Source organism: Enterococcus gallinarum, from assembly GCF_021496385.1.
Classification (GTDB): domain Bacteria; phylum Bacillota; class Bacilli; order Lactobacillales; family Enterococcaceae; genus Enterococcus_D; species Enterococcus_D gallinarum.
The window spans coordinates 2,859,661-2,881,236 of record NZ_CP050816.1 but is presented as its reverse complement, the minus strand read 5'-3'; the positions used below and the strand labels follow the sequence as shown (position 1 = coordinate 2,881,236).

Genomic DNA, 21,576 nt, shown 5'->3' with positions numbered 1-21,576 from the left:
TAGATGACTACTTCTTCCTAATTAAAAAATAAAACCTCAAAAAGAACTGCTAGTGATAGGTTTCTCATCACTAGCAGTTCTTTTGTCAATTTCATTCGTAGGTTATTATTGTTTGGGAGAGATTGTTGGAGGTTCAAGATACTGTCGATATTTACTAACGATGATATCCATAATGATTTGATAGATAAAAGAATGGGTTTGAAAAATAGTCTCATGAGGGAAAAGAATAACATCATGAACGAAACGATAGTTACGAACCTCTTCATTTGCTGTGATTACGAAAATCTTGGCTTTTGTGTTTTCAAATACATTTCTGTAGGGTATATCATCTCTAAGTTGTTGTCGCTGTAAAAAACCGCCAGAGTTAGAAAAAATAATCAATAGTGTCTCTTCATCGGCTTGTTCTATGAATTCGATTTGTTTGAGATCACTTTGATAAGTAATAATAAACTTTCCCGCATAAGCCAATTTGTATTGAAAATCAATGGCTGCTGATTCGGAAAATAGCAGTCCAAAAGCACCTACTTTATTATAGGTAGTCAGACATTTTGCTAACTCATCAATACTTCTCATGTTGCTTTGCTGTTTGAACGCACTAATATCTTTAATGATGGCATCTAAATAATCATCATAACCATTTTTTTCAATTGGGTTGATAATATTTGAAATGTAATTTAAGTCGAAATGGTATTTATTTTCAGCAAAGGTTGAGGATTTTTTTAATTCATAATAATCTTCAAATCCGATGGAACGAGCAAATTTTGAAATGGTTGATTTAGAGACAGTGCATAAAGTAGCTATATCAGAGATACTTGATTTATCGATAATGCTATAGTTATTCAAAAGTGTCTGAGCGATATGGTAGTAGGTAGAAGAAGTTGTTTCATTGTTAAGAACAGTCAATAGTCTAATAATTAAGGGTCCCATAAATACTAGCTCCTATCTGTGAAAGAGTTTCCAAAAAACGAAATTTTCATTTAATATGTTGAAAAAATTGTATATTACACATGTATTATAACAAACATAAACAAAATTGATAGGAGTTGTAACAATGGGGAAAAATTATAGTGCTCTTTCCAAAAGTATTATTGATTATGTTGGTGGAACAGAGAATATCATTAGTCTTTATCACTGTATCACTAGATTGAGATTCAAGTTAAAAGATGAAAGTATTGCACAAAAAAATACCGATGAAATTAAGAAGATTCCCGGTGTCTTGTCCGTCGTCGAAGCAAATAATCAGTACCAAGTCGTTATTGGAAATGAAGTGGAAGATGTCTATAAAACGATCATGGCTAACTATGACATTAAAAGCGCCTTGGGATCAGACGAGTCGGAAGCATTAGATGATGACCGATCTGGAAATATCTTCATCCGCTTCTTTAATACACTGTCTTCCATTTTTAATCCGATTATTATGCCTTTAGCTGGGGCAGGAATGATTAAAGCCTTGTTAGTGGTTTTAACGACATATCATTTTATGTCAGCAGATGGAAGTACCTATAAGATTCTTTCAGCAGCCGGCAATAGTGTATTTTTCTTCTTACCGTTATTTTTGGCTTTTAGTGCGGCCAGAGTGTTTAGAACAAATCAATTTATTTCATTAGCAATTGTAGCAGCACTTTTAGAGCCTAATTTCACAGCATTAGTCACAGAAAATGGTGTAACGGTTGATTTCTTAGGTATTCCAGCAATTTTAATGGGGTATTCTGGAACTGTCATTCCTGCGATTATTTCCATTTACCTCTATTCAAAGTTAGAAACGCTGCTAAAGCGAATGATTCCAAAGAGTTTAGAAATTTTTTTGTTGCCAATGGTTGCCCTTCTTATTATGGTTCCGCTAACAGTGCTAGTTGTTGGACCAATCGGCGTTACATTAGGGGATGGGATTGGAAGCGCTATGAACTTTATCAGTGACCGCAGTGGGTTACTGGCTGGTTTGATTATTGGGGCAGGATGGACTTTCTTGGTAATGATTGGCATTCATTGGGGTGTTGTGCCAATCATGATCAATAATCTTGCAGTCTATGGTTATGACGTTATTCGACCTATGGTTGCGGCTGCCACTTTTGCAAGTGCAGGTGTGGCGTTAGGCGTATTTTTAAGAAGCAAAGATAAAAATGTTAAAGTGCTCTCGCTATCTGCGATTGTACCAGCTTTACTTGGTGGGATAACTGAACCCATCGTCTATGGCTTGTCGGTAAAATATAAAAAACCATTGATTGCCCAAACAATCGCAGGTGGAATTGCTGGAGCTTTCATGGGAGCAATGCAGACAAAGGCGATTGTCTATGTTTTTCCAGCATTAACAACGTTACCAGCCTTTTTGGGTGATACCTTTGTTTATTACCTCATCGGAATCGCTCTTGCTTTCTTCCTGTCAGCAATTTTAACTTTTGCTTTTGGACTGGGAGAAGAATCTTCATCAAGTAATGAAGAAACAGAAGGTCAAGTCAATACAATCAGTTTACCATTGGATGGGGAAGTGATTGAGTTAGAAAAAGTCAACGATCCAGTGTTTTCAGAAAAAACGATGGGTGACGGATTTGCTGTAATACCAACTGATGGCGTAATTAAAGCACCATTTAGTGGAAAGGTCGAACTGGTTTTTCCTACAAAACATGCGATTGGATTAAAGTCAACATCTGGTGTAGAAGTATTGATTCATATTTGGCATCAATACCGTTGAATTAAACGGCAACTATTTTGATTTAGCTGTTAAAGCAGGCGATGACATCCAAAAGGGGCAAAGAATCGGAAGTGTGGATATTGAAGGCATCCAGTCTGAAGGCTATGATCCAACCACGATCCTTGTAGTAACCAATTTGGATGATCTTGATGAGGTAGACATTATCGACTCTAAGGGTAAAATCATCCAAACTTTCACTGGAAAAAAAACGATACAAACAGAAATGTTAGCATAAAAACAACAATCTGAAAGAGGTAATCGAATGAATAAAAGCTATTTTCCTAAGAACTTTCTTTGGGGCGGAGCAATTGCAGCGAATCAAGTAGAAGGGGCCTGGAACGTTGATGGAAAAGGGATGTCGGTAGCAGATGTCGCAATGTACAAACCCGATGTAGATAGGACAGATTATATCAGTCAATGGCACGTGTCTCCTGAACAAATCGAGGAAGCCATGCAGTCAAAAAACGATAAGTTATTTCCGAAAAGACGAGGAATCGATTTTTATCATCGTTACAAAGAAGACCTGGCATTATTTAAAGAAATGGGCCTGAAATGCTTAAGGGTATCTATCGCATGGACAAGATTATATCCAAAAGGTATTGAAAGTGAACCGAATCAAGCTGGGATCGATTTTTACGTGGGCTTATTCAAAGAGATGAAGAAGAATGGGATTGAACCTCTAGTCACATTGTCTCATTATGAAATGCCATTATATTTAGTCAATGAATATGACGGCTGGGTTTCCCGAGAGGTGATCGACATGTTTGTTCGATTTAGTAAAACTTGTTTTGAAAATTTTGGACATTACGTGACCAATTGGCTGACTTTCAATGAAATCGATAGCGTCTTTAGACATCCCTTCACTACGATGGGAGTGGTGGAAGAAAAGTACAAAACAAAAAAAGAAGCTGAAGAGGCCATTTATCAAGCGCTACATCATCAGTTTGTAGCTAGTTCCCTAGCGACTAAATATGCCCATCAAATCATTCCTAATGCGCAGGTGGGGTGCATGGTTACAAGAGCTTTAGCTTATCCGTTAACCTCAAATCCAGTGGACGTGATGCTAGCCCAACAACATAATCGGGAGAACTACTTTTTTTCTGATGTGCAGGTTTTTGGAACGTATCCAACTTTTGTCAAAAATTATTGGAGAGAGAATAATTTTACTATTGAAATGTTGGAAGGGGATGAGGAGATCATTCAGCAACACACAGTGGACTTTGTCTCTTTTAGCTACTACATGTCTATGATTAAAACAGAAGATGAAGAAGATCGGGAAAAAGTTGGCGGAAATTTAGTCACCAGCGTGAAGAACCCCTATCTTGATACGAGTGATTGGGGTTGGCAAGTAGATCCAACAGGATTGAAAATTGCATTAATCGACATGTACGATCGTTATAGAATGCCTCTGTTCATTGTTGAAAGCGGGATTGGTGCTTTTGATGCGTTTGAAGATGGAAAAGTGCATGATGATTATCGCATAAAGTATTTTGAAGACCATTTTAAAGCGGTCAATGAAGCCATCAGAGAAGGCGTTGAAGTAATGGGTTATACTACGTGGGGATGTATTGACTTAGTAAGTGCGTCGACTTCTCAAATGTCAAAACGATATGGATTTATCTATGTGGATGCGGATGATGAAGGAAACGGCACTTATGACCGGTTTAAAAAGGACAGCTTTTACTGGTACAAACAGGTGATTGCGACTAATGGAGCTTCTCTATATGAAGAAAATAGTTAAGCATTAAAAATTACAAAAGAATTGAGAACGAAGTCGTTCAAAAAGACAATTGGCACCAAGGTCCAATCATCTTAAGTAGATGGTTGGGCTATTTTTGCGGAGCTGGTAAGAAAGTTGATAGTCGACCAAAGGTACCAGAAAAGTCGTACGTTAAATCGTAAAGAACAAACGAGTATTTTGTCTTTTTTCAAACATTTTAAGACGGATTGAGAAGAAAAAACAAAGTATTAAACGCTACTCATAGAAATACTCTAAATCGTTCTTTTATTTTTATAGTTCAAAAAGCAGCTGTAATGATTCTAAACTCATACCAATGCAATGTGATGTTATTTATCAATCTCATGTATGAGGAAGTCGTGAGAAATAATTCTTCAAAAATTTAGTAACCATTTTGCCTGTTGTCTGCTACTATGTGTACACTAAATACTCTATAAGAGAGGTCTTACAAGTGAAAAAAGTTCTAGTAACAACGATGGGTCTACTGCTTCTTTTGGGTGGCTGTTCAACAAACAAGCCAGAAACATCTACTCCAGCAAAAGCTGCAATAACTGAAACAAGCACGACTAAATCAAGTACCACCCAATCAAGTACAGCTCAAGCTTCTAAATCTACGAGTACCGAAGCAACTAAACTAAATACGACTGAGTCATCCGAGCGCCAATCGACAAAAGATCAAAGTGCGTCACTCGTTGCTCAAACCAAAACTTCCTCCAATCAAGCACAAACCAATCAACCAGTGACACACGTTTTGTGGGATGATTCCAAGACTGCAGAGCTTGCGACGTTTATGCAGAGCTGGGGACAAGAAATGGGGCAGCAATATCGAAGCTATGACGACCATGTGCAAGCAAATTACTATGGTCTCCAAGTACCTCAAGATATTTTTGATGGTAAATGGACAACCGTCATTAATCAAACGCCCGTCTCGGTGGAGTGGTCAGAAAATGGTGAGGGACAAGCCGATTTTCAGATCGTGGCAATCTATTCGGACATCGACCATGCTACACCAGCTGGAGGGCATCTCTATTTCTTTGGCTTCCAGCAAAAGCAGCCAAAAGTTCTAATCACACAACAAAATCAAGGAAATCAAAACAATTATCTGTATTTTAAAGAGACAGCGAATGAATCATTGAAAAATGCATTTATTCAGCTTGCCAATCGTTAAACAGTGCTAAGATGAAGAACACTTGGAACTGAATGGCATGAAAAAGATTTTGAAAAAATTGTCGGGCTTTCTGAGTCAGACAAAAGAGGGTATTCAATGAAGAAACACTACTTTATGGCTTTTTTACTCAGTTTATTCTTTTTATTTGCTCTGCCAGTGCAGGGAATGGCAGTTGCTGGGGGACACGGCGGTGGTTCGACCAGTCGTGGCGGATCCGGTGGCGGCTTTGGCGGTGTCACTACATTTGATGACTATTCGGATCATTATTCCAGAGCTTCTTGGGGAAGACGAGGGTATGGATATTATAGCCCCTATGGTTCATCATCAGTTATAGAAAATTATGTTTTGGTTGGGGCGTCAGTAGGCGGAGCCGCGATTCTCTCTTTGGTTAAACGAAAAAAAGACCAACGAACCAGAAGGAATGATTTATTCGCTCAAATTCCTGGTAATAAAAAGGAAAAGAAAAAACTGCTTGACGAAATCCAACAGACTTTTTTTGCGATCCAAACCGCTTGGGATCAAGAAGCACTTGAAAAAGCAAGCAGACACTATACTGACAAACTATTGTTGGAACACAGTCAAGTATTGCAACAGAATAAAGAGGATGGTATAAAAAATCATACAAAGAAAGTCATCCTACATCAAGTGGAAAATTATCGACAACTTCGTGCAGACAGCTTCTCCATTCGGATTGATTTCAGTTGCTGCGATTATGTGGAAGACCGGGTGAGTAAGCAGATCCTCTCAGGAAAGAAACATCGAAAACAATCTTTTTCTCAACTATGGTATTTTAACTATTCTGAAAAAGAGGGGAAATGGCAAGTTGATTTTATTCAACCAATTGATTTGGATTAAGCAAGAGCGGGCTGGTGATAGTCGTAGTTGTTGGGTTAAATTCATGCATACGATGAAACATTCTACTAAGTTTTAGGTTTTAGTTATTCGAGTTAAGTTATCCAGTAAAGCTGCTGACTCCTAATGCCAGACGTTTCGTACCGACCGTAGGCAGGAGGCAGAATAAAAGAAGCATTTCTATACGCAAACAGTTCAAAAAAATCTTTCGATCAGATAGACGGTTACGAACCGCTTTATCAAATCGAAAGATTTTTTTCGGATGATCATTTTTTGACGAAAAAAATATAAGCAAATTTAACTGGATAAAAATCAAAGAACCCCATCGTTTGACGAGTATCGAATTCTATATGAATAACTGCAAAAACAATGCGTTCAGCGTGAATCACTTCATTTTGAAAAATCTCAAATCAACTACAGCTTCCTTACCGGTTATGATTTTCTCAAGATATCAGTGCCTCTTTGATTCTGCAGTCCGCAGCGCATACGCGTCGAGCAAGATTCTAGCAAGGATCGAGAGGGGCAGTCTTGAACGAACTTCATAGTCTGGAAAGAAGGAGCCTTCTGATTTGAAGCCAACAAAAGGAATTTCGATATGCGCCATTAAGCTAGAGTGCCGATTGGCTGTCAGCAGAATGGTACCGATCTCCGCTTCATAACAGTTTTCAGCTGCGGTGATCAATTCTTTGGTTTCACCATTTAAAGAAACGAAGATCACGATATCTTCCTTTGATAGTTTCTTACTGATGTTCTTAATGATGTTGGGATCGGTATGCATCTCACAGTATTTGCCAGTAAGCTGAAATTTGACCATCATTTCTTGAGCAATCAGTTCAGAAAATCCACGAGCAAAAATCATGATTCGTCTAGCAGCTTTGATTCGTTGGATCGCGTCTTCGATATTGCCGCTTTCCACCATATTGATCGTGCGGATCACTTCTTGTTCATTCTTTAGAATCGCCGTCTTTATCCCTTCGTCCACCTTATCAAGCGCTGCAAAATTGATATTGGTATTATCTTTTTCTTTTAGTGAGTGCTTGAAAGCAGTAAACCCCTCGTATCCTTTTTTCTTCATGGTACGAACAACAGTCGCCGTTGAAACGTTTGCATATTCACTTAATTTTATAATGGAGCAAGACGGAATCTCAAGGATATGACTTTGGATAAAATCCCACAGGTATTGCTCTGACTCACTTAATTTTGTATCCATGTTCTGCCTCCCTTCAGCTAGTCTTTATTGTAAATCGAAAGATTCACCTACTTCAAGGTCATGAAGTATTTCTTGTAAAAGTTTTCAGCGGTTTTGTTTATTTATGAAAACATTTACATCAAGTGGTGATCCATAATAGGTTTGTAGGAAAGGAGGGGCGCAAATGGCTGTTTATACATGTACGTTAAATCTAGCGATCGATCTTTTTATCGAAACAGATGAGATGAAACCATTTCAAGTGAATCGCACAAAGGATGATGATATCCAAGCCAATGGAAAAGGGGTCAATGTCTCATTGATCATGAAAAAACTTGGTATCGATAGTACAGCATTAGGGTTCAAAGCTGGTTTTACTGGTAATTATATTGAGGACTACTTGCATCAACAAGCGATTCAGACCGATTTTATTCCCGTTCCGGGATTTACGCGAATCAACGTTTTTACGCATGTAAATCGCGATAATAAGGAGTACAAACTTGTGAATAAGGGACCTGAAATTTCAAAAAAGCAGATCAATCTTTTGCTAGACCAAGTTAGACATTTGCAAGCTGGTGACTATCTTTGTGTATCTGGGAGTATGCCACAAGGTGTCTCGCCCAAAATTCTTATAGCAATCAGTCGTATTTGCTTTGAAAAGCAAGTGAATCTGATTATTGATTCAAGTTATTCAGAGGTGTTGGAATGTCTGCCTTATCAGCCCTTCTTGTTAAAGCCCAATGAAGAAGAGCTGCAAGCATGGTATCAGACCGAAATCAATGATCGCAAAGGCTATATCGACTACGCAAAACGATTGGTGGCTAGTGGTGCGCAAAATGTGCTGCTCTCTTTGGGAGGAGAAGGCGGCCTTCTTTTGACAAAAGATACGGTCTACTCTGGAAACTCTCCTAAAGGCAAAGTAGTGAATACAGCATGTGCCGGAGATACGTTGCTAGGAACATTTCTTGCAGGGTATTTAACAGGTGAGCCGCTGGATGTCAATTTGAAGAAAGGATTAGCTGCTGGCAGTTCAACCGCTTTTCGTAAGGGATTAACTGATTTTTCGGATGTTGCAGAGTTGGAAGAACAAATTGAAATCAAAAGAAGGAGCGAATAAAAAATGACAACTTACAAGATTGTTGCTGCAACGGGCTGTCCCACTGGGATCGCCCATACCTATATGGCACAAGAAGCGTTGGAACAAGCCGCCAAACGCAAAGGAATAGCTATTAAAGTAGAGACTCATGGACAAGTGGGGATAGAAAACCAGTTAACGCCAGAAGAGATAAAAAATGCGGATGCGGTCATTATTGCTGCAGATAAAGATGTCCAAGCGGAACGTTTTGCGGGAAAACGCGTGATCAATGTTCCGGTCAGCAAAGGAATCAAAGATGCCGATCAGCTAATTGAAGAAGCATTGAGAGGGTCGCTGATTGCAGAAAACAAGACGGTCGATGCATTGGAGCAAGCAGATGGGGGAATGGCTGCTGGAATCGGACATAGTATTTATAAAAATCTGATGAATGGTGTTTCTCATATGCTGCCATTTGTCGTAGCAGGGGGCGTGATCATCGCCGTCTCATTCGCAATCTGGGGTGTCTACTCTTTTGATCCTAATGATCCCACCTATAATCCGACATCAGCGATGTTAAAAGGTATTGGGGATACAGCAATGGGAATGATGGTCCCTATTTTAGCGGCTTACATTGCTGAAGGGATTGCTAAACGACCTGGTTTGGTGGTGGGATTTGTCGGCGGCTTGTTGGCCAATGCTGGTGGCGCTGGTTTTCTAGGCGGGATCTTTGCTGGATTCTTAGCTGGGTACTTTATTCTGTTCTTGCAAAAAGTCATGAAAGGATTACCGAAACAATTAGATGGATTGAAGGCTATTTTCTTATATCCAGTGATTGGTGTTTTAGTCATTGGTGTGGTGATGTCTTTGTTAGCAAGCCCGATGGAGGCGATCAATCAAGGTATGATGGATTTCTTGGCAGGATTCCAGAATTCGAATCCATTGATTTTAGGCATCATTGTTGGCTGTATGTCCGCATTTGATATGGGCGGTCCCGTCAATAAAGCCGCTTACGTTACGGGAACGGCATTGTTAGCTCAAGGAAACCATACCTTTATGGCAGGTGTTTCTGCGGCATGTATCGCGCCACCATTGATTACGGGATTTGCTGTCTTATTTTTTGGGAAATATTTTGATACGAACGACCGCAATGCAGGGCTAGTCAACTTTATTTTAGGATCAACGCATATTACTGAAGGGGCGATTCCCTTTGCAGCCAAAGATCCTCTGCGTGTTCTGCCTACGATGATGTTGGGTTCATCGATCGCAGCGGTTTTGACCTATATGTTTGGAGTCCAAGTTCCTGCTCCTCATGGCGGCTTCTTAGTATTGCCGGTTGTCACGGGGAAAATTGCTTGGGTAGGTTCGATTTTACTTGGCTCGATCATAGGTGGAGTGATTTTAGGGTTCATCCAAAAACGCAGTGTACAAAAACGTGAAGCAGAAGTTTCAGCTGATGAATGGAAAGAAACAGCGAAAGAATAGAAAAGAGGAAGACAAATGACGTTGATCAAAACAGACCACATTTTTATGAAGCGAGATTTTGTGACACAAGACGAAATAATGACCTTCCTTGCAGCACAAGCAGTTACTCTAGGCATCAGCAGTGATCAAGCTGCTGTTTATAGAAAATTGCTAACAAGAGAAGAGGAGAGTACAACGGGGATGATGGATGGATTTGCTATCCCTCATGCGAAAGATCACAGTATCGAAGAAGCCAATGTCATCATCGTCCAATTAAATAGCAAAATCGATTGGAAAAGTTTGGATGGGGAAGGAACTGATTTTATTATTGCTCTTTTTATACCTGATTCAGAAGCGGGAACGACTCATTTGAAACTATTGTCTCAAGTGGCACGGCTTTTGATGCATAAAGAGGTGACAAATTGTTTGAAGCAAGCACAGTCTCCTGATGAAATTGCCGAAATTTTAAATGGAAAACTGGCAGAAAACTAAAAAAGGAAGTAGTGAAAGCATGACATTATCAAATAAGCAAGCATATATCCAACAGCTATGTAATGAAAATGGCATTATTAGTGCTTTAGCCATTGATCAACGAGGGGCTTTGAAAAAAATGATTGGCAGATTCCAAGACCATTCAGTCACGACAGAGCAAATCAGTGCCTTCAAAAAAATCGTGTCAGCCGAGTTGACGCCTTATGCCTCAGCAATTTTACTAGATCCAGAGTACGGATTGCCAGCAGCCCAAGTTCGGGATGAACAAGCTGGATTATTGTTAGCCTATGAGAAAACCGGTTATGATGCTTCAACTCCGGGTCGTTTGCCTGATCTTTTGTCCAACTGGTCTGTGAAACGGCTAAAAGAAAATGGCGCGGATGCTTGTAAGTTTTTGCTCTATTATGATGTGGACGAACCTGACGAGATCAATGATCAAAAGAAGGCATTTATCGAACGGATTGGTTCGGAATGCCTTGCTGAAAATCTACCATTTTTCTTAGAACTGGTTTCTTATGATGCTGCTATCCCAGACACCACTTCGAAAGAATATGCTTTGAAAAAACCTCATAAAGTAAACGATATGATGCGAGAATTTTCGCAAGCATACTATGGCGTTGATGTCTTAAAAGTGGAAGTCCCTGTGAATATGAACTATGTAGAGGGCTATGCGGAGGAAGCTGCTTATACTAAAGAAGAAGCGGCGGTTTATTTCAAAGAGCAAGCGGAAACGACGGATCTGCCCTATATTTTCTTGAGTGCAGGGGTTTCAGCTAAGTTATTCCAAGAAACGTTGAAGTTTGCCAAAACATCCGGCTCAAAATTCAATGGCGTACTTTGTGGACGAGCAACCTGGGCAAACGGTGTAGAGCCTTTTGTGACTCAGGGAGAAGGTGCGGCGAAAGAGTGGCTGCAGACCCAAGGACGTACAAATATTGAAGCGCTAAACAATGTTCTGCAAAAGACTGCTACACCGATTCGCTTGTAATAAAAACGTCCTTTAGAAACAACTGAAAATCAATTCTATCGGTTCCTTCGTTCTCTTCAGTGAATGAAGGGCCTTTTTGTTTGGATGAACCAAACGAATAGCGGTCAAGAATTTCTAGTTAGGTGGTAGAATAAACCTAGTATTCGTTGTTACAGATAAATAAGGATGCGTTCTTTTCCCGAAAATCTGAGATAACAGTAGGAAAAATGTTGTGTCATAGAAGAAAGGAGTTTTCGATGGAAACTCGTGTATTAAAGTATTTTCTAGCAATAGCCGAGGAACAAAATATTACCCAAGCAGCTAAAAAGCTGAACATTACGCAACCCACTTTAAGCAGACAAATTCGAGAGTTTGAAGAGCGTTTGCACACAGAATTGTTTGTGCGCCAAAATAAGAAACTTTATTTAACAGAAGCAGGTCTGTTTTTAAAAAAGCGCGCAGAAGAAATTCTTGAATTGAATCAGAAAACAGAACAAGAATTGTTCAATTATCAGGAGACGATTCTGAATGGACAAATTGCGATTGGTTGTGTGGAAGCGGAAAACTCCTATTTGCTCACACAAATCATCGAAGAAATGGTTACTGATCACCCCCAAGTGTCTTTTACTATTTTTAGCGGAACTAGTAATGATATTCTGGAAAAACTTGATAAAGGCTTGCTTGATGTGGCGATTTTGATTGATCCTGCAACGACGGATCAATACAATCGGCTGACATTGCCTAAGAAAGAAGTCTGGGGGCTTTTTGTTGCAAATGAACACCCGTTGGCTGATCAAAGCAGTATCTCACCTGCAGACATCCTCACCACACCGTTGATTTGTTCGAGTCGTAAAGAAGTTTTGGAAATGTTTTGCACGTGGGGCGGGTTCGTTGAAGAAGAGTTGACGATCGTCGGGAGATACAATTTGATTTTTAATGTCCTTTTATTGGTCGAAAACAATGTTGCTGCTGCTTTAGCAATTGCTGGAGCGATTCATCATCGAGAAAACCAAACAAAATTCATCCCCTTTTCGCCACCTCTGGAAACGAACTGTGTTCTGGTATGGAGGAAAGAGACGATTTTGGCGCCGACAGTCCAAACATTTTTGAAGAAATTCAAGCATGCTTTGCAAGCATAGAAATCAGCTTAACAAGTATTGGACGTTATGTGGATCAAGCAGTAACATGAACTTGTAAGTTATTGAAAGGATTGCCGCTTTATTGATTGTGAAAGCTGACAAAATGGCACAATGGTATCAGACAAAGAGGTATGCAAGGAGGAGACAAGCAATGGCAAAATTTGAAGAGGTAAAAGATGGCGTGATTTTCCCAAGTGGCGCAAAAAATGAAGCGTATGCCCAATACTTTGTTGGACAAAGCTATTTAAACACTTTAGTTGCAGACCCCTCGGTCAATGTTGGCGTTGGGAATGTAACTTTTGAGCCAGGTTGCCGCAACAATTGGCATATTCATCATGATGGTTATCAGATTTTGCTGATTACTGGCGGTGAAGGCTGGTATCAAGAAGAAGGAAAACCAGCCCAATTTTTGACAGCAGGAGATATTGTCGTCACCCATGATGGCATCAAGCATTGGCATGGCGCAGCAAAAGATAGTTGGTTTGAACATCTGGCTATTACTGCCGGAACGCCTGAATGGCTCGAAGCTGTGGCGGAGGAAGACTATCAGCAGTTACAAAAATAAGGAGGCAATGAGAATGAAAAAACAAACAGCAGGAAGCGAACGGTTAGGTGACTTCGCCCCTCAGTTTGCGGCATTGAATGATGACGTATTATTCGGAGAAGTGTGGTCTAGAGAACAAGAATTGTCCGCCAGAGATCGCAGTTTGATCACTGTTGCCAGCCTTTTGACACAAGGTGTGCCTCAATTAGAAGCTCATTTACGAATCGCCAAAGAAAATGGTGTGACTCAAGCAGAGATCGTTGAATTGATCACACACTTGGCTTTCTATGCCGGATGGCCTAAAGCATGGTCGGCATTCAATTTAGCCAAAGAAATTTATGCGGAAGAATAATTTTTCAGTCCTTTTTACCTGCAGATTGATTCATTGGTTTCTCCCTTTTTCTGTAGTAGAGTAAAGATAAGCACTTACTAAAGAGGAGGAGTATCATGAAGGAAACACAATTGACGATCGAGACATTGCAACGGGCCCAAGAACGATTTGAAGAAACGTTGGCGCAAATGAGTATCGCGGAAGCGAACACGATGCCGGAGCCACTGATCAAGTCAGTCACTTGGCTGATCTGGCATACCGCTCGCGAAATCGATCTGCAGATTTCCGCATTAGCGGATCAAGAACCACTTTGGCTAGCGGACTGGACGAAGCGATTTGCTTTGGATTTGCCTGACGATACAGAAGATTGGCGTCATACACCAGAAGAAGCCGCCAAGGTAATCGTTAATCAAAAAGAACTATTAGTGGATTATCTTTCCGCTAGTGTCGAGTTAGCAGTTAATTACCTTCAGTCTATCGATGAAACTAGCTTATCAGAAGTGATTGATGAGAACTGGACGCCAGCTGTGACACGACAAGCTCGGATCGTCTCCATCGTCGATGATGCAGTCATGCATTCGGGCCAAGCAGTCTATACAAGGAGATTAGTGATTGGGAAATAAAAGTTTTTAATGACATCAGAAATTTGAATCTTTGGCTGTTTTCTTGAAATATCGCTAAAATCTTCTTTAGAGCATTTACACCGGTGACGGGTTCCCTTATGATAAGCAAGGGAACCCGTTTTTTGGGGTAAATCATTGATGACAGGAGCAATTAAAATAAATGAGAAATATTAAACTTACGATTGAATATGATGGCAAGCGCTATCTGGGGTGGCAACGTTTAGGCGATTCTGATCGAACGATCCAAGAGAAAATTGAAAGTATTTTGACACAAATGACAAATGAAAAAATCGAAATCATCGGGTCTGGACGTACAGATGCAGGGACGCATGCGAGAGGACAAGTCGCCAATTTCAAGACAGCAAGCGATTTGTCCCCCGAAAAAATGTTGCAATTCCTGAATCGCTACCTACCTCAAGACATCGTCATCAAAGAGGTCGCAGAAGCCTCTGAACGGTTCCATGCCCGTTACAATGCGACCGGCAAACAATACAGTTATTATGTTTGGAATAGTCCGATTCCAACCGTATTTGAACGTCATCGGAGTTTTCATTGTCCGCAAGAGCTTGATTGGGACAAAATGCAAGCAGCTTGTGAGAAGTTTATTGGCACTCATGATTTTATTGGCTTTTCTGCATTAAAAAAGACCAAAAAATCCACTACTCGTACAATCGAGGAACTCTCACTCACAAGAGAAGGAGATATGCTGCGTTTTCGCTTTAAAGGAGATGGCTTTCTTTATAAAATGGTACGGATCATCACCGGGACGATTTTAGAGATTGGTGCGGGTACAATGGACATTTCGGCGATCGATGAGATATTTACGAATCAAGTCCGAAAAGCAGCCGGAGAGACAGTGCCTTCCCAAGGATTGTTCCTAGATGCTGTTTACTACCACTAAAAAATAGAGCTTAAAAGTAAGGTGACATTATGGAATTTGCTAAGGCAGATTTTGATTTATTCGATCGTGAGGTATTTGCCTTTAAACAACTCAAAGACATCTACCCACCAGAAACAATTCAGCGGCTGAAAGAGGATTATCAGATGAGCTGGCAAAAATGGAAACATATCCAAATGACTGTCGCAACCAATGTATCAGCAGACCTTCAACCGAAAGTTGAGAGTTGGACGAATGGTTGGAATTTGCGCAGTCATTTTTGGTGTGCTTATCGGAATGAGGCACATCCGAATCAAAATGCCTGCCTAGCTGCATTGATCAATCAAAAGCAATATCAAGTCTATTTCATGTTCCAACATTACAAAAGTGGCCAACGTTCAGGGAGTTTAGCAGCCTATAATGACTTACGCTGGCAGATTGAAGAATGGAGCAAAGACAAAAATTTGGCTGATTATTATATTTGGCCACAGGTGGAACATGAACTAGAAGATCATTGCCCATTAGCTGTATACCTCTCAGAGCCGCAAAAACAAAGACAACTTGAAGAAAAGCTGCAAGGACGCAGTTTTCAAATCGGCAAACTTTGGTTTCCATCAGAGAGCATCGAAGATGTTGAGAGATTGACGACTGAAGCATTAGAAGAATTAAGTCCATTGTATTTTTCACTAACAAGATAAACAATGCTCTTAAGATAACCAAACAGCAAAATACCTCGAACTGAACGATAGCTGATTTCTGTTCTACAGGAATTTCAGACCCTCCTATGTTGATGGTCTGTACCGCTATTTGTTCGGTTTTTTTGTCATTTAGAGAATTTTTTCTTTGGTCAGAAAGCGAATCAGTAGGCCAGATGAAGGAAATATGGTAATTTGCATATAAATCATTTCAAGTAATTGCAAGAGGATGGAACACTTCAAAGTTTTGCTGGCAGAGAGGATGAGAAGGATGGACGAGGAACGATTAAGTCAGCTTTACAATTTGATCATCAATCCAGGGACAAGAGATTGGGAACGATCCCAGTTGTTGGCAGCCCGAGATCGGTTAGAATCCGGACAAGAACAAAAAAATGTCCTATCAGAGTTGGAAGCTGCTTTGCGACCATTGGCACTTCGAGGCAACTTGACACCGGATTTACAGGATTTTTATGATCAGTTAAGAGGGATAGAAACAACTCAAACAACTCAAAAAACAAAGACACATCAAATCGCTGACTGGAGTCATCAAGAAACAGCCATTTTTGCGGGGGGATGTTTTTGGTGTATGGTGGAGCCTTTTGAACAGAAAACAGGGATCACTTCTGTTCTTTCAGGATATACCGGCGGGAATATCCCGCATCCCACGTACGATCAAGTCAGTAGCGGGTTAAGCGGACATGTAGAAGCAGTGGAAATCATTTTTGACAATCGGTTGATTACGTATGAGGAGCTAGTCTCATTGTATTGGCAGTTGACGGATCCCACAGATGCTGGTGGACAGTTTCAAGATCGGGGAAAGCAGTACCGACCAATCATTTTTGTCGGAGATCCGCAGCAACAAGCGATTGCTGAAGCGTCAAAAGAACAGCTGCAAAGGGCAGGTCATTACGCAAAACCAATCATCACAGAGATTAGACCAGCCACGACTTTCTGGCCAGCCGAGAATTACCATCAAGGGTTTTACCAAAAAAATCCTCATCGGTATCGCCGGATTCAACGTGCCCGCAAACAATTGCTGGTCTATCAGCGGATCAAGCGATTCTTCAGTGGAACCAGATAATTGATAAAAGCGGCTGGTCAGAATAGGCAGAACAGCCGCTTTTGTTTCACTTTGATGCAAATGATTTAGACAATCGGCTAAAAAAAGATCGTTTTTTTTAGAATAACGTCTAAAGAAAGCGGATTCACATTCGCGTAAAATAGAAAACAGGAAGATAGGCAGAAAAGGAGAAAAGGAAGAATCATTCCCACAAAAAAGCGGTGTATTTGTATGTCCGACAACTTCAAAGGATTCACCAACGGCATCTTGTGGCCGTTTATTAGTAGTGGACAGTGCAGGGAATGATTCTTAGGGAGGAGTGGCTCAGAGAACTTGTAGCTGAATAGCAAGTAGTGAAAGGGGTAGTTTTTTAAGAGTGATCTCATTTTGATTTCAATAGGTAATCGGCAGTAATTGTTTTATAGAAAGGAGAAAGCAGGCCCCGTTTGAGTTTCTCTAAATGGAATAATCTATTTAGCTAGTTACGTAATAGACTGAATCATTCGTTTTTTTCAATGCATTTATTTTTATCCAAAAAAGGACGTGGAAAAATGAAAACATTTAAAAAATGGTTTTTTTTTGCTTGCGGCTATGTTTGTAGGAATGTTTTATGGCATTGCTGTACATGCTGAAGAAGCAATTGACCAAATCGTTGCACCAACAGGATTTAAAGCTATTTTGGTTTTAGTTCCATTGGTCTTGGTTTTAGTTCTTTTATTTAGAAAGGTAGATATGATCATTGCTGGACTAGTTGCTGGTATACTAGCAATGATCATCGGAGGGATCAGTTTAGCAGAAGCCAATACGCAACTGCTGGAAGCTGTGCCAACGATGTTGAGTATCACTGTCCCCATCATCAATTCTGCTGTGGCAATGGCTGTTTTCAAAGCGGGAAGCTATACGGCAGCTTTGACTTTGGCTAAACGAGGAACAAAAGGCAAGGTAGAATATGTTTCTGCATTTATTGTCATTTTGCTTGCAGCAGCTACTTATATGTCTGGAATTGGCGGCGGCAGTGCAATGGTGATCGCACCACTGGCCTTTGCAGCAGTGGGAGTGGTTCCAGAATTGATTGCAGCCATGTCGCTAGCGGCAGCTGTTTCATTTACAACTTCTCCTGCCTCCTTAGAATCAAGTATTGTTTCCAAACTGGGCGGCTTTAGCGTTTCTTCTTATGTTGTTGAGATGCGTCCTTTTTGGTTGTTGTTTGTCGTGTTAGCTATCGCTTTGGCTTTTTGGGGAACGAAGCGCCGTCACATCGGCTTTAAAGCTTCTGCAGAAAATGAATATGAAACAAAAAGTAATGGCGAGTTGTTCAAAATCACATTACCAGCGATTTTCTTGCTTTTTGCAGTTATATTCGGCCCGCTAGTCAATGAGTTGATTGGTTTTGTTTTCTTCACACCGCTTGTTTATATGGTGATCACATTAGCATTGATTTACTTATGTACTGATTTTTCAATGAATCAATCGGTGGAAGCAATGGTAGATGGATCAACGTATATTCTGACTCGTCTTTTTCAAGTGGGAATCTTCTTGGCATTCATCAATATCATTGCGCAAACAGGAACGTTTGCCGTCATTGCTGGGGTAGCTCAAAATGCACCGGAATTTGTTGTAGTACCTGTGGCGATTTTAACCGGAGTCTTGATTGGCATTCCTGCCGGAGCGTATGTGGGCTCAGTGTTGACACTTGTTTTGCCAGTCGCCGTTTCCCTAGGATTCCCACCGATTGCTTTAGGTTTTGTCACAATGGGCGTGGGCTTAGGCAGTCAAATGAGTTTCGTCAACATCACGATGCAAGCATTATCTTCAGGATTCCAAATCCCCATTTTGGATGTGGTCAAAGGAAATGTGAAATGGCTAAGTCTTGCTTCAATTATATTGTTGTTCATTGGTTTGATTTTTGGGTAAGTAAGAGGGAGGAAAAGAAATGGATCTACTAATTAAACAAGCAAGAATCGAGGATGGAGAAGAGTTAAAAGACGTTGGCATTACTGCTGGCAAAATCGTCGAGATCGCACCATCCATCGAAACAGTTACAAATGAGACCATCGAAGCCAATGGACGAGTGCTGATTCCCGGTCTTGTAGAAAGCCATATTCATTTGGATAAAGCATTGATCGCTGACCGTGAACCCAACAATTCCGGCACACTGCAAGAAGCTATCGCGGTTACTGCAAAATTAAAGCCAACTTTCACAGAGGAAGACATATACCAACGGGCAAAACAAGCACTTGAGATGCTGATCGTTCATGGTACGACAGCTGTGCGGACTCATGCAGAGTTTGATCCAGCCCAAGGATTTACGGGTTTTGATACAATCATGCGATTAAAAGAAGAATACAAGGATTTGATTGATATGCAAGTTGTCGCATTTCCCCAAGAAGGAATCTTCAAGGCGCCTGGTACTGATAAGATGATGATCGAAGCAATGGAAAAAGGTGCCGACGTTGTAGGGGGGATTCCTTATAATGACGCACCAGCCAATGAGCATATTGATTTGGTTTTTTCGATTGCCAAATAGTTTGATAAAGACATTGATCTCCATCAAGATTTCGCCGATGAAGCGGATGAGACATCAATTGTTTATCTGTGTGAGAAGACCATTAAAGAAGGCTATCACGGGCGTGTCTCCGTAGGTCATTTGACCGCGTTGCATGCGATGCCGCCTGAAAAATTAGCAGAAGTCATCTCATTGATGGCGGAAGCACAAATCAATGTCATGCCATTGCCTGCCACCGATCTTCATTTAGGGGCGAGAAACGATCCTTATAATGTGCGTCGTGCAGTCACTCCGATTCGCAAATTAAGAGATGGTGGTGTAAATATCTGCTTAGGAAGCAACAACATCCGCAATGCCTTCACACCTTATGGGAATGGGGACTTGATTCAGATTGCGATGCTAGCTGTTCCAGTTGCCCACTTAGGTGGGGCTGCCGACTTGCCGACGGTTTTACCGATGATCACTACCAACACGGCGAAAGCGTTGAAACTAGCTGATTATGGATTAGCTGTTGGTAAAAAAGCCGATCTTGTATTGTTAGATACAAAGTCGAAAAGCAATGCATTGATTGATATTCCCGAACGGGTTTATGTGATCAAGAACGGTCGTGTAACGGTTAAAATCGAGAAAACGATCGAAATCTTACGTTAAGGACCATGGAAAGATATTCTTTAGTGGAAAGAGGCGGAAATCAGTTCACTGACACAAAGGATATACCCTAGCTAGAGTTTGTTTTTTGATTCAAGGGGACAAAAACGACTGATTGCTGATCCATTGAAGTGGAATAGCAACATTTTAAACACAACACCTGCTCTTTTTTCTGATAGGAGAGCAGGTGTTGTGTTTTTTGGGGGAAAAAATGAATAACAAAATCAGCTGCAGTGACTGAATATTTCCTTCCTTTAGATACCATTACTTCACAATATATAGTATTTTTTAATCTTTTTCTTACACTCTGTTCACTATATATTGTATTTACTTTTTTTAAAGATTAGGTAAAATGGATCTTGAAGTTTGGAAGGAGCGCTGTTTTTGTCATAATCGTTTAGCAGGGATTTGTGTCGAAGTGAGGCAAACAAGCATAAAGAATCCGCCATTACGACTCTGAGAAACGCACGAGTTTAGACGACAACCTGTTAGCAGAAGAGTGCCCGTTATTGGAAAAAGGACCTTCAATCTTGTAATACGTGCTGGATTTGATACACTAGAGAGGTTGCCACTGAGACATTAGTCGCGAGAAATCTTTTGTTATCAAAGAGAAATCAGTAAACAAGGTCTTTTATGAGTATTTTGCTGCTAACCAAATGCCATGTAAAGATACGCCTACGTTTTGAATCAGCTTCAGTGTTAGGTTTATCAGTGAGGCAAAAAGCGAGACAAGGATGGCTCAACGATATTTTAGTAAGAAGGATGGATGCATGTGTTATTGATAGCAGGAACGATTGGAGCAGGTAAAAGTAGTTTGACCGATTTTTTATCGAAGGAAATGGCTTCAAAACCATTTTATGAAAATGTTGAGGACAACGATGTGTTACCATTGTTCTACTCAAATCCAGAAAGATATGCTTTTTTGTTGCAAATCTTTTTTTTGAATAAAAGTTTTCTTGCAATGCGGGAAGCCTTGTCTCACGATGACAATGTGATCGACCGTTCGATTTATGAAGACAGCATGATGTTTCATTTGAATGCAGATCTTGGAAGGATCTCACCAATGGAAGTCGAGCAATACGACAATTTATTGAACACGATGCTGCGTGAGTTGGAAGACTCCGCCCCAATGAAACAACCAGACTTGATGATCCACATCAAAGTTTCTTTGGAGACTATGATCGATCGGATCGGTAAGCGAGGACGTTCGTATGAACAGGTGGCAAATGATCCAAGTTTGTATGATTACTACAAATTGTTGAACGAACGGTATGATGCTTGGTATGAAAATTTTGATGTCTGTCCGAAAATGCAGATCGATGGGGATGAACTAGATTTTGTAGCAGACCCTCAAAACTTGAACAAAATTATGAAAATGATCGAAACAAAGCTAGCCGAGATACGTACAGGAAAAGAGAAAGGAATCTATCAAACCCAGCGGGCTGTTGTAAAAGGCGATTTCTCAGAAAAGTGATTGTTCCAAAGAGTCTTCCCCTTCACAAGGGAAAAATAAAATCAAAAGAGG

The 21,576-nt window shown here is 40.5% G+C and carries 20 protein-coding genes and 1 pseudogene; 19 read left to right on the top strand and 2 right to left on the bottom strand.

Annotated features, from left to right (window positions below; genetic code table 11):
* Positions 1-105: 105 nt before the first annotated feature.
* The gene (locus HED61_RS14055; protein ID WP_103300988.1) at positions 106-927 is read right to left on the bottom strand and encodes a MurR/RpiR family transcriptional regulator; all 822 of its coding nucleotides are present in this window, start codon (positions 925-927) and stop codon (positions 106-108) included.
* Between the two features lie 124 nt (positions 928-1,051).
* Between HED61_RS14055 and HED61_RS14050 the strand changes: the two genes are divergently transcribed.
* The 5 genes from HED61_RS14050 (at position 1,052) to HED61_RS14030 (ending at position 6,450) form a co-directional block, all read left to right on the top strand.
* A complete protein-coding gene (locus tag HED61_RS14050; protein WP_234981395.1) occupies positions 1,052-2,689 on the top strand; it encodes a PTS transporter subunit EIIC in 1,638 nt (545 codons plus the stop codon).
* Entirely contained in the window at positions 2,667-2,924 is a 258-nt protein-coding gene (locus HED61_RS14045; protein WP_311809712.1) for a PTS glucose transporter subunit IIA, read from the top strand. The genes HED61_RS14050 and HED61_RS14045 overlap by 23 nt, the downstream gene beginning before the upstream one ends.
* A gap of 27 nt (positions 2,925-2,951) precedes the next feature.
* Positions 2,952-4,430 (top strand): glycoside hydrolase family 1 protein, encoded by a 1,479-nt coding sequence (locus HED61_RS14040; RefSeq protein ID WP_219644884.1) that lies wholly within the window; start codon positions 2,952-2,954, stop codon positions 4,428-4,430.
* Positions 4,431-4,902: 472 nt separating this feature from the next.
* Positions 4,903-5,595, top strand: coding sequence for a DUF4767 domain-containing protein (locus tag HED61_RS14035; protein ID WP_239468164.1), 693 nt, complete (start codon positions 4,903-4,905; stop codon positions 5,593-5,595).
* A gap of 96 nt (positions 5,596-5,691) precedes the next feature.
* Complete coding sequence (locus tag HED61_RS14030) at positions 5,692-6,450, top strand: TIM44-like domain-containing protein (RefSeq protein WP_208773870.1); 759 nt, start codon at positions 5,692-5,694, stop codon at positions 6,448-6,450.
* 448 nt (positions 6,451-6,898) lie between these two features.
* On the opposite strand, the gene HED61_RS14025 is transcribed toward HED61_RS14030, so the two are convergent.
* Complete coding sequence (locus tag HED61_RS14025) at positions 6,899-7,657, bottom strand: MurR/RpiR family transcriptional regulator (RefSeq protein ID WP_003125844.1); 759 nt, start codon at positions 7,655-7,657, stop codon at positions 6,899-6,901.
* Positions 7,658-7,820: 163 nt separating this feature from the next.
* Between HED61_RS14025 and pfkB the strand changes: the two genes are divergently transcribed.
* The 14 genes and pseudogenes from pfkB (at position 7,821) to HED61_RS13955 (ending at position 21,525) form a co-directional block, all read left to right on the top strand.
* A complete protein-coding gene (gene pfkB / locus HED61_RS14020) occupies positions 7,821-8,750 on the top strand; it encodes a 1-phosphofructokinase (protein ID WP_081131535.1) in 930 nt (309 codons plus the stop codon).
* Positions 8,751-8,753: 3 nt separating this feature from the next.
* Complete coding sequence (locus tag HED61_RS14015; protein WP_005470752.1) at positions 8,754-10,190, top strand: PTS fructose transporter subunit IIC; 1,437 nt, start codon at positions 8,754-8,756, stop codon at positions 10,188-10,190.
* A gap of 15 nt (positions 10,191-10,205) precedes the next feature.
* Positions 10,206-10,661, top strand: coding sequence for a fructose PTS transporter subunit IIA (locus HED61_RS14010; protein ID WP_005470755.1), 456 nt, complete (start codon positions 10,206-10,208; stop codon positions 10,659-10,661).
* A 19-nt stretch (positions 10,662-10,680) separates the two neighbouring features.
* Positions 10,681-11,649 (top strand): tagatose-bisphosphate aldolase, encoded by a 969-nt coding sequence (gene lacD, locus HED61_RS14005; protein ID WP_219644886.1) that lies wholly within the window; start codon positions 10,681-10,683, stop codon positions 11,647-11,649.
* A 236-nt stretch (positions 11,650-11,885) separates the two neighbouring features.
* Entirely contained in the window at positions 11,886-12,767 is an 882-nt protein-coding gene (locus HED61_RS14000) for a LysR family transcriptional regulator (protein WP_219644889.1), read from the top strand.
* A 151-nt stretch (positions 12,768-12,918) separates the two neighbouring features.
* On the top strand, positions 12,919-13,332 hold the full coding sequence (locus HED61_RS13995) for a cupin domain-containing protein (RefSeq protein ID WP_005470765.1): 414 nt from the start codon (positions 12,919-12,921) through the stop codon (positions 13,330-13,332).
* A 13-nt stretch (positions 13,333-13,345) separates the two neighbouring features.
* Positions 13,346-13,663 carry a carboxymuconolactone decarboxylase family protein gene (locus tag HED61_RS13990; RefSeq protein ID WP_005470766.1) on the top strand — a complete coding sequence of 106 codons (318 nt, stop codon included), beginning with the start codon at positions 13,346-13,348 and terminating at the stop codon, positions 13,661-13,663.
* 95 nt (positions 13,664-13,758) lie between these two features.
* The gene (locus tag HED61_RS13985) at positions 13,759-14,265 is read left to right on the top strand and encodes a DinB family protein (protein ID WP_003125858.1); all 507 of its coding nucleotides are present in this window, start codon (positions 13,759-13,761) and stop codon (positions 14,263-14,265) included.
* Positions 14,266-14,425: 160 nt separating this feature from the next.
* Positions 14,426-15,166, top strand: a complete 741-nt coding sequence (gene truA, locus HED61_RS13980; RefSeq protein ID WP_003125859.1) for a tRNA pseudouridine(38-40) synthase TruA — start codon at positions 14,426-14,428, stop codon at positions 15,164-15,166.
* Between the two features lie 29 nt (positions 15,167-15,195).
* On the top strand, positions 15,196-15,840 hold the full coding sequence (locus HED61_RS13975; RefSeq protein WP_081131530.1) for a glucose-6-phosphate 1-dehydrogenase family protein: 645 nt from the start codon (positions 15,196-15,198) through the stop codon (positions 15,838-15,840).
* Positions 15,841-16,099: 259 nt separating this feature from the next.
* Positions 16,100-16,918, top strand: coding sequence for a peptide-methionine (S)-S-oxide reductase MsrA (msrA, locus tag HED61_RS13970; protein WP_195971797.1), 819 nt, complete (start codon positions 16,100-16,102; stop codon positions 16,916-16,918).
* Between the two features lie 570 nt (positions 16,919-17,488).
* Positions 17,489-18,811: a citrate transporter gene (locus HED61_RS13965; RefSeq protein WP_219644891.1), complete on the top strand. Its 1,323-nt coding sequence runs from the start codon at positions 17,489-17,491 to the stop codon at positions 18,809-18,811.
* Positions 18,812-18,830: 19 nt separating this feature from the next.
* Positions 18,831-20,054, top strand: a pseudogene (locus HED61_RS13960) (amidohydrolase family protein).
* Between the two features lie 763 nt (positions 20,055-20,817).
* Positions 20,818-21,525: a deoxynucleoside kinase gene (locus tag HED61_RS13955; RefSeq protein WP_060814549.1), complete on the top strand. Its 708-nt coding sequence runs from the start codon at positions 20,818-20,820 to the stop codon at positions 21,523-21,525.
* The last annotated feature ends 51 nt before the right edge of the window (positions 21,526-21,576 follow it).

Coding starts and splice junctions, on each gene's coding strand:
- HED61_RS14055 (WP_103300988.1), bottom strand. CDS start 927: ATGGGACCCTTAATTATTAGACTATTGACTGTTCTTAACAATGAAACA.
- HED61_RS14050 (WP_234981395.1), top strand. CDS start 1,052: ATGGGGAAAAATTATAGTGCTCTTTCCAAAAGTATTATTGATTATGTT.
- HED61_RS14040 (WP_219644884.1), top strand. CDS start 2,952: ATGAATAAAAGCTATTTTCCTAAGAACTTTCTTTGGGGCGGAGCAATT.
- HED61_RS14035 (WP_239468164.1), top strand. CDS start 4,903: ATGGGTCTACTGCTTCTTTTGGGTGGCTGTTCAACAAACAAGCCAGAA.
- HED61_RS14030 (WP_208773870.1), top strand. CDS start 5,692: ATGAAGAAACACTACTTTATGGCTTTTTTACTCAGTTTATTCTTTTTA.
- HED61_RS14025 (WP_003125844.1), bottom strand. CDS start 7,657: ATGGATACAAAATTAAGTGAGTCAGAGCAATACCTGTGGGATTTTATC.
- pfkB (WP_081131535.1), top strand. CDS start 7,821: ATGGCTGTTTATACATGTACGTTAAATCTAGCGATCGATCTTTTTATC.
- HED61_RS14015 (WP_005470752.1), top strand. CDS start 8,754: ATGACAACTTACAAGATTGTTGCTGCAACGGGCTGTCCCACTGGGATC.
- HED61_RS14010 (WP_005470755.1), top strand. CDS start 10,206: ATGACGTTGATCAAAACAGACCACATTTTTATGAAGCGAGATTTTGTG.
- lacD (WP_219644886.1), top strand. CDS start 10,681: ATGACATTATCAAATAAGCAAGCATATATCCAACAGCTATGTAATGAA.
- HED61_RS14000 (WP_219644889.1), top strand. CDS start 11,886: ATGGAAACTCGTGTATTAAAGTATTTTCTAGCAATAGCCGAGGAACAA.
- HED61_RS13995 (WP_005470765.1), top strand. CDS start 12,919: ATGGCAAAATTTGAAGAGGTAAAAGATGGCGTGATTTTCCCAAGTGGC.
- HED61_RS13990 (WP_005470766.1), top strand. CDS start 13,346: ATGAAAAAACAAACAGCAGGAAGCGAACGGTTAGGTGACTTCGCCCCT.
- HED61_RS13985 (WP_003125858.1), top strand. CDS start 13,759: ATGAAGGAAACACAATTGACGATCGAGACATTGCAACGGGCCCAAGAA.
- truA (WP_003125859.1), top strand. CDS start 14,426: ATGAGAAATATTAAACTTACGATTGAATATGATGGCAAGCGCTATCTG.
- HED61_RS13975 (WP_081131530.1), top strand. CDS start 15,196: ATGGAATTTGCTAAGGCAGATTTTGATTTATTCGATCGTGAGGTATTT.
- msrA (WP_195971797.1), top strand. CDS start 16,100: ATGAGAAGGATGGACGAGGAACGATTAAGTCAGCTTTACAATTTGATC.
- HED61_RS13965 (WP_219644891.1), top strand. CDS start 17,489: ATGTTTGTAGGAATGTTTTATGGCATTGCTGTACATGCTGAAGAAGCA.
- HED61_RS13955 (WP_060814549.1), top strand. CDS start 20,818: ATGCATGTGTTATTGATAGCAGGAACGATTGGAGCAGGTAAAAGTAGT.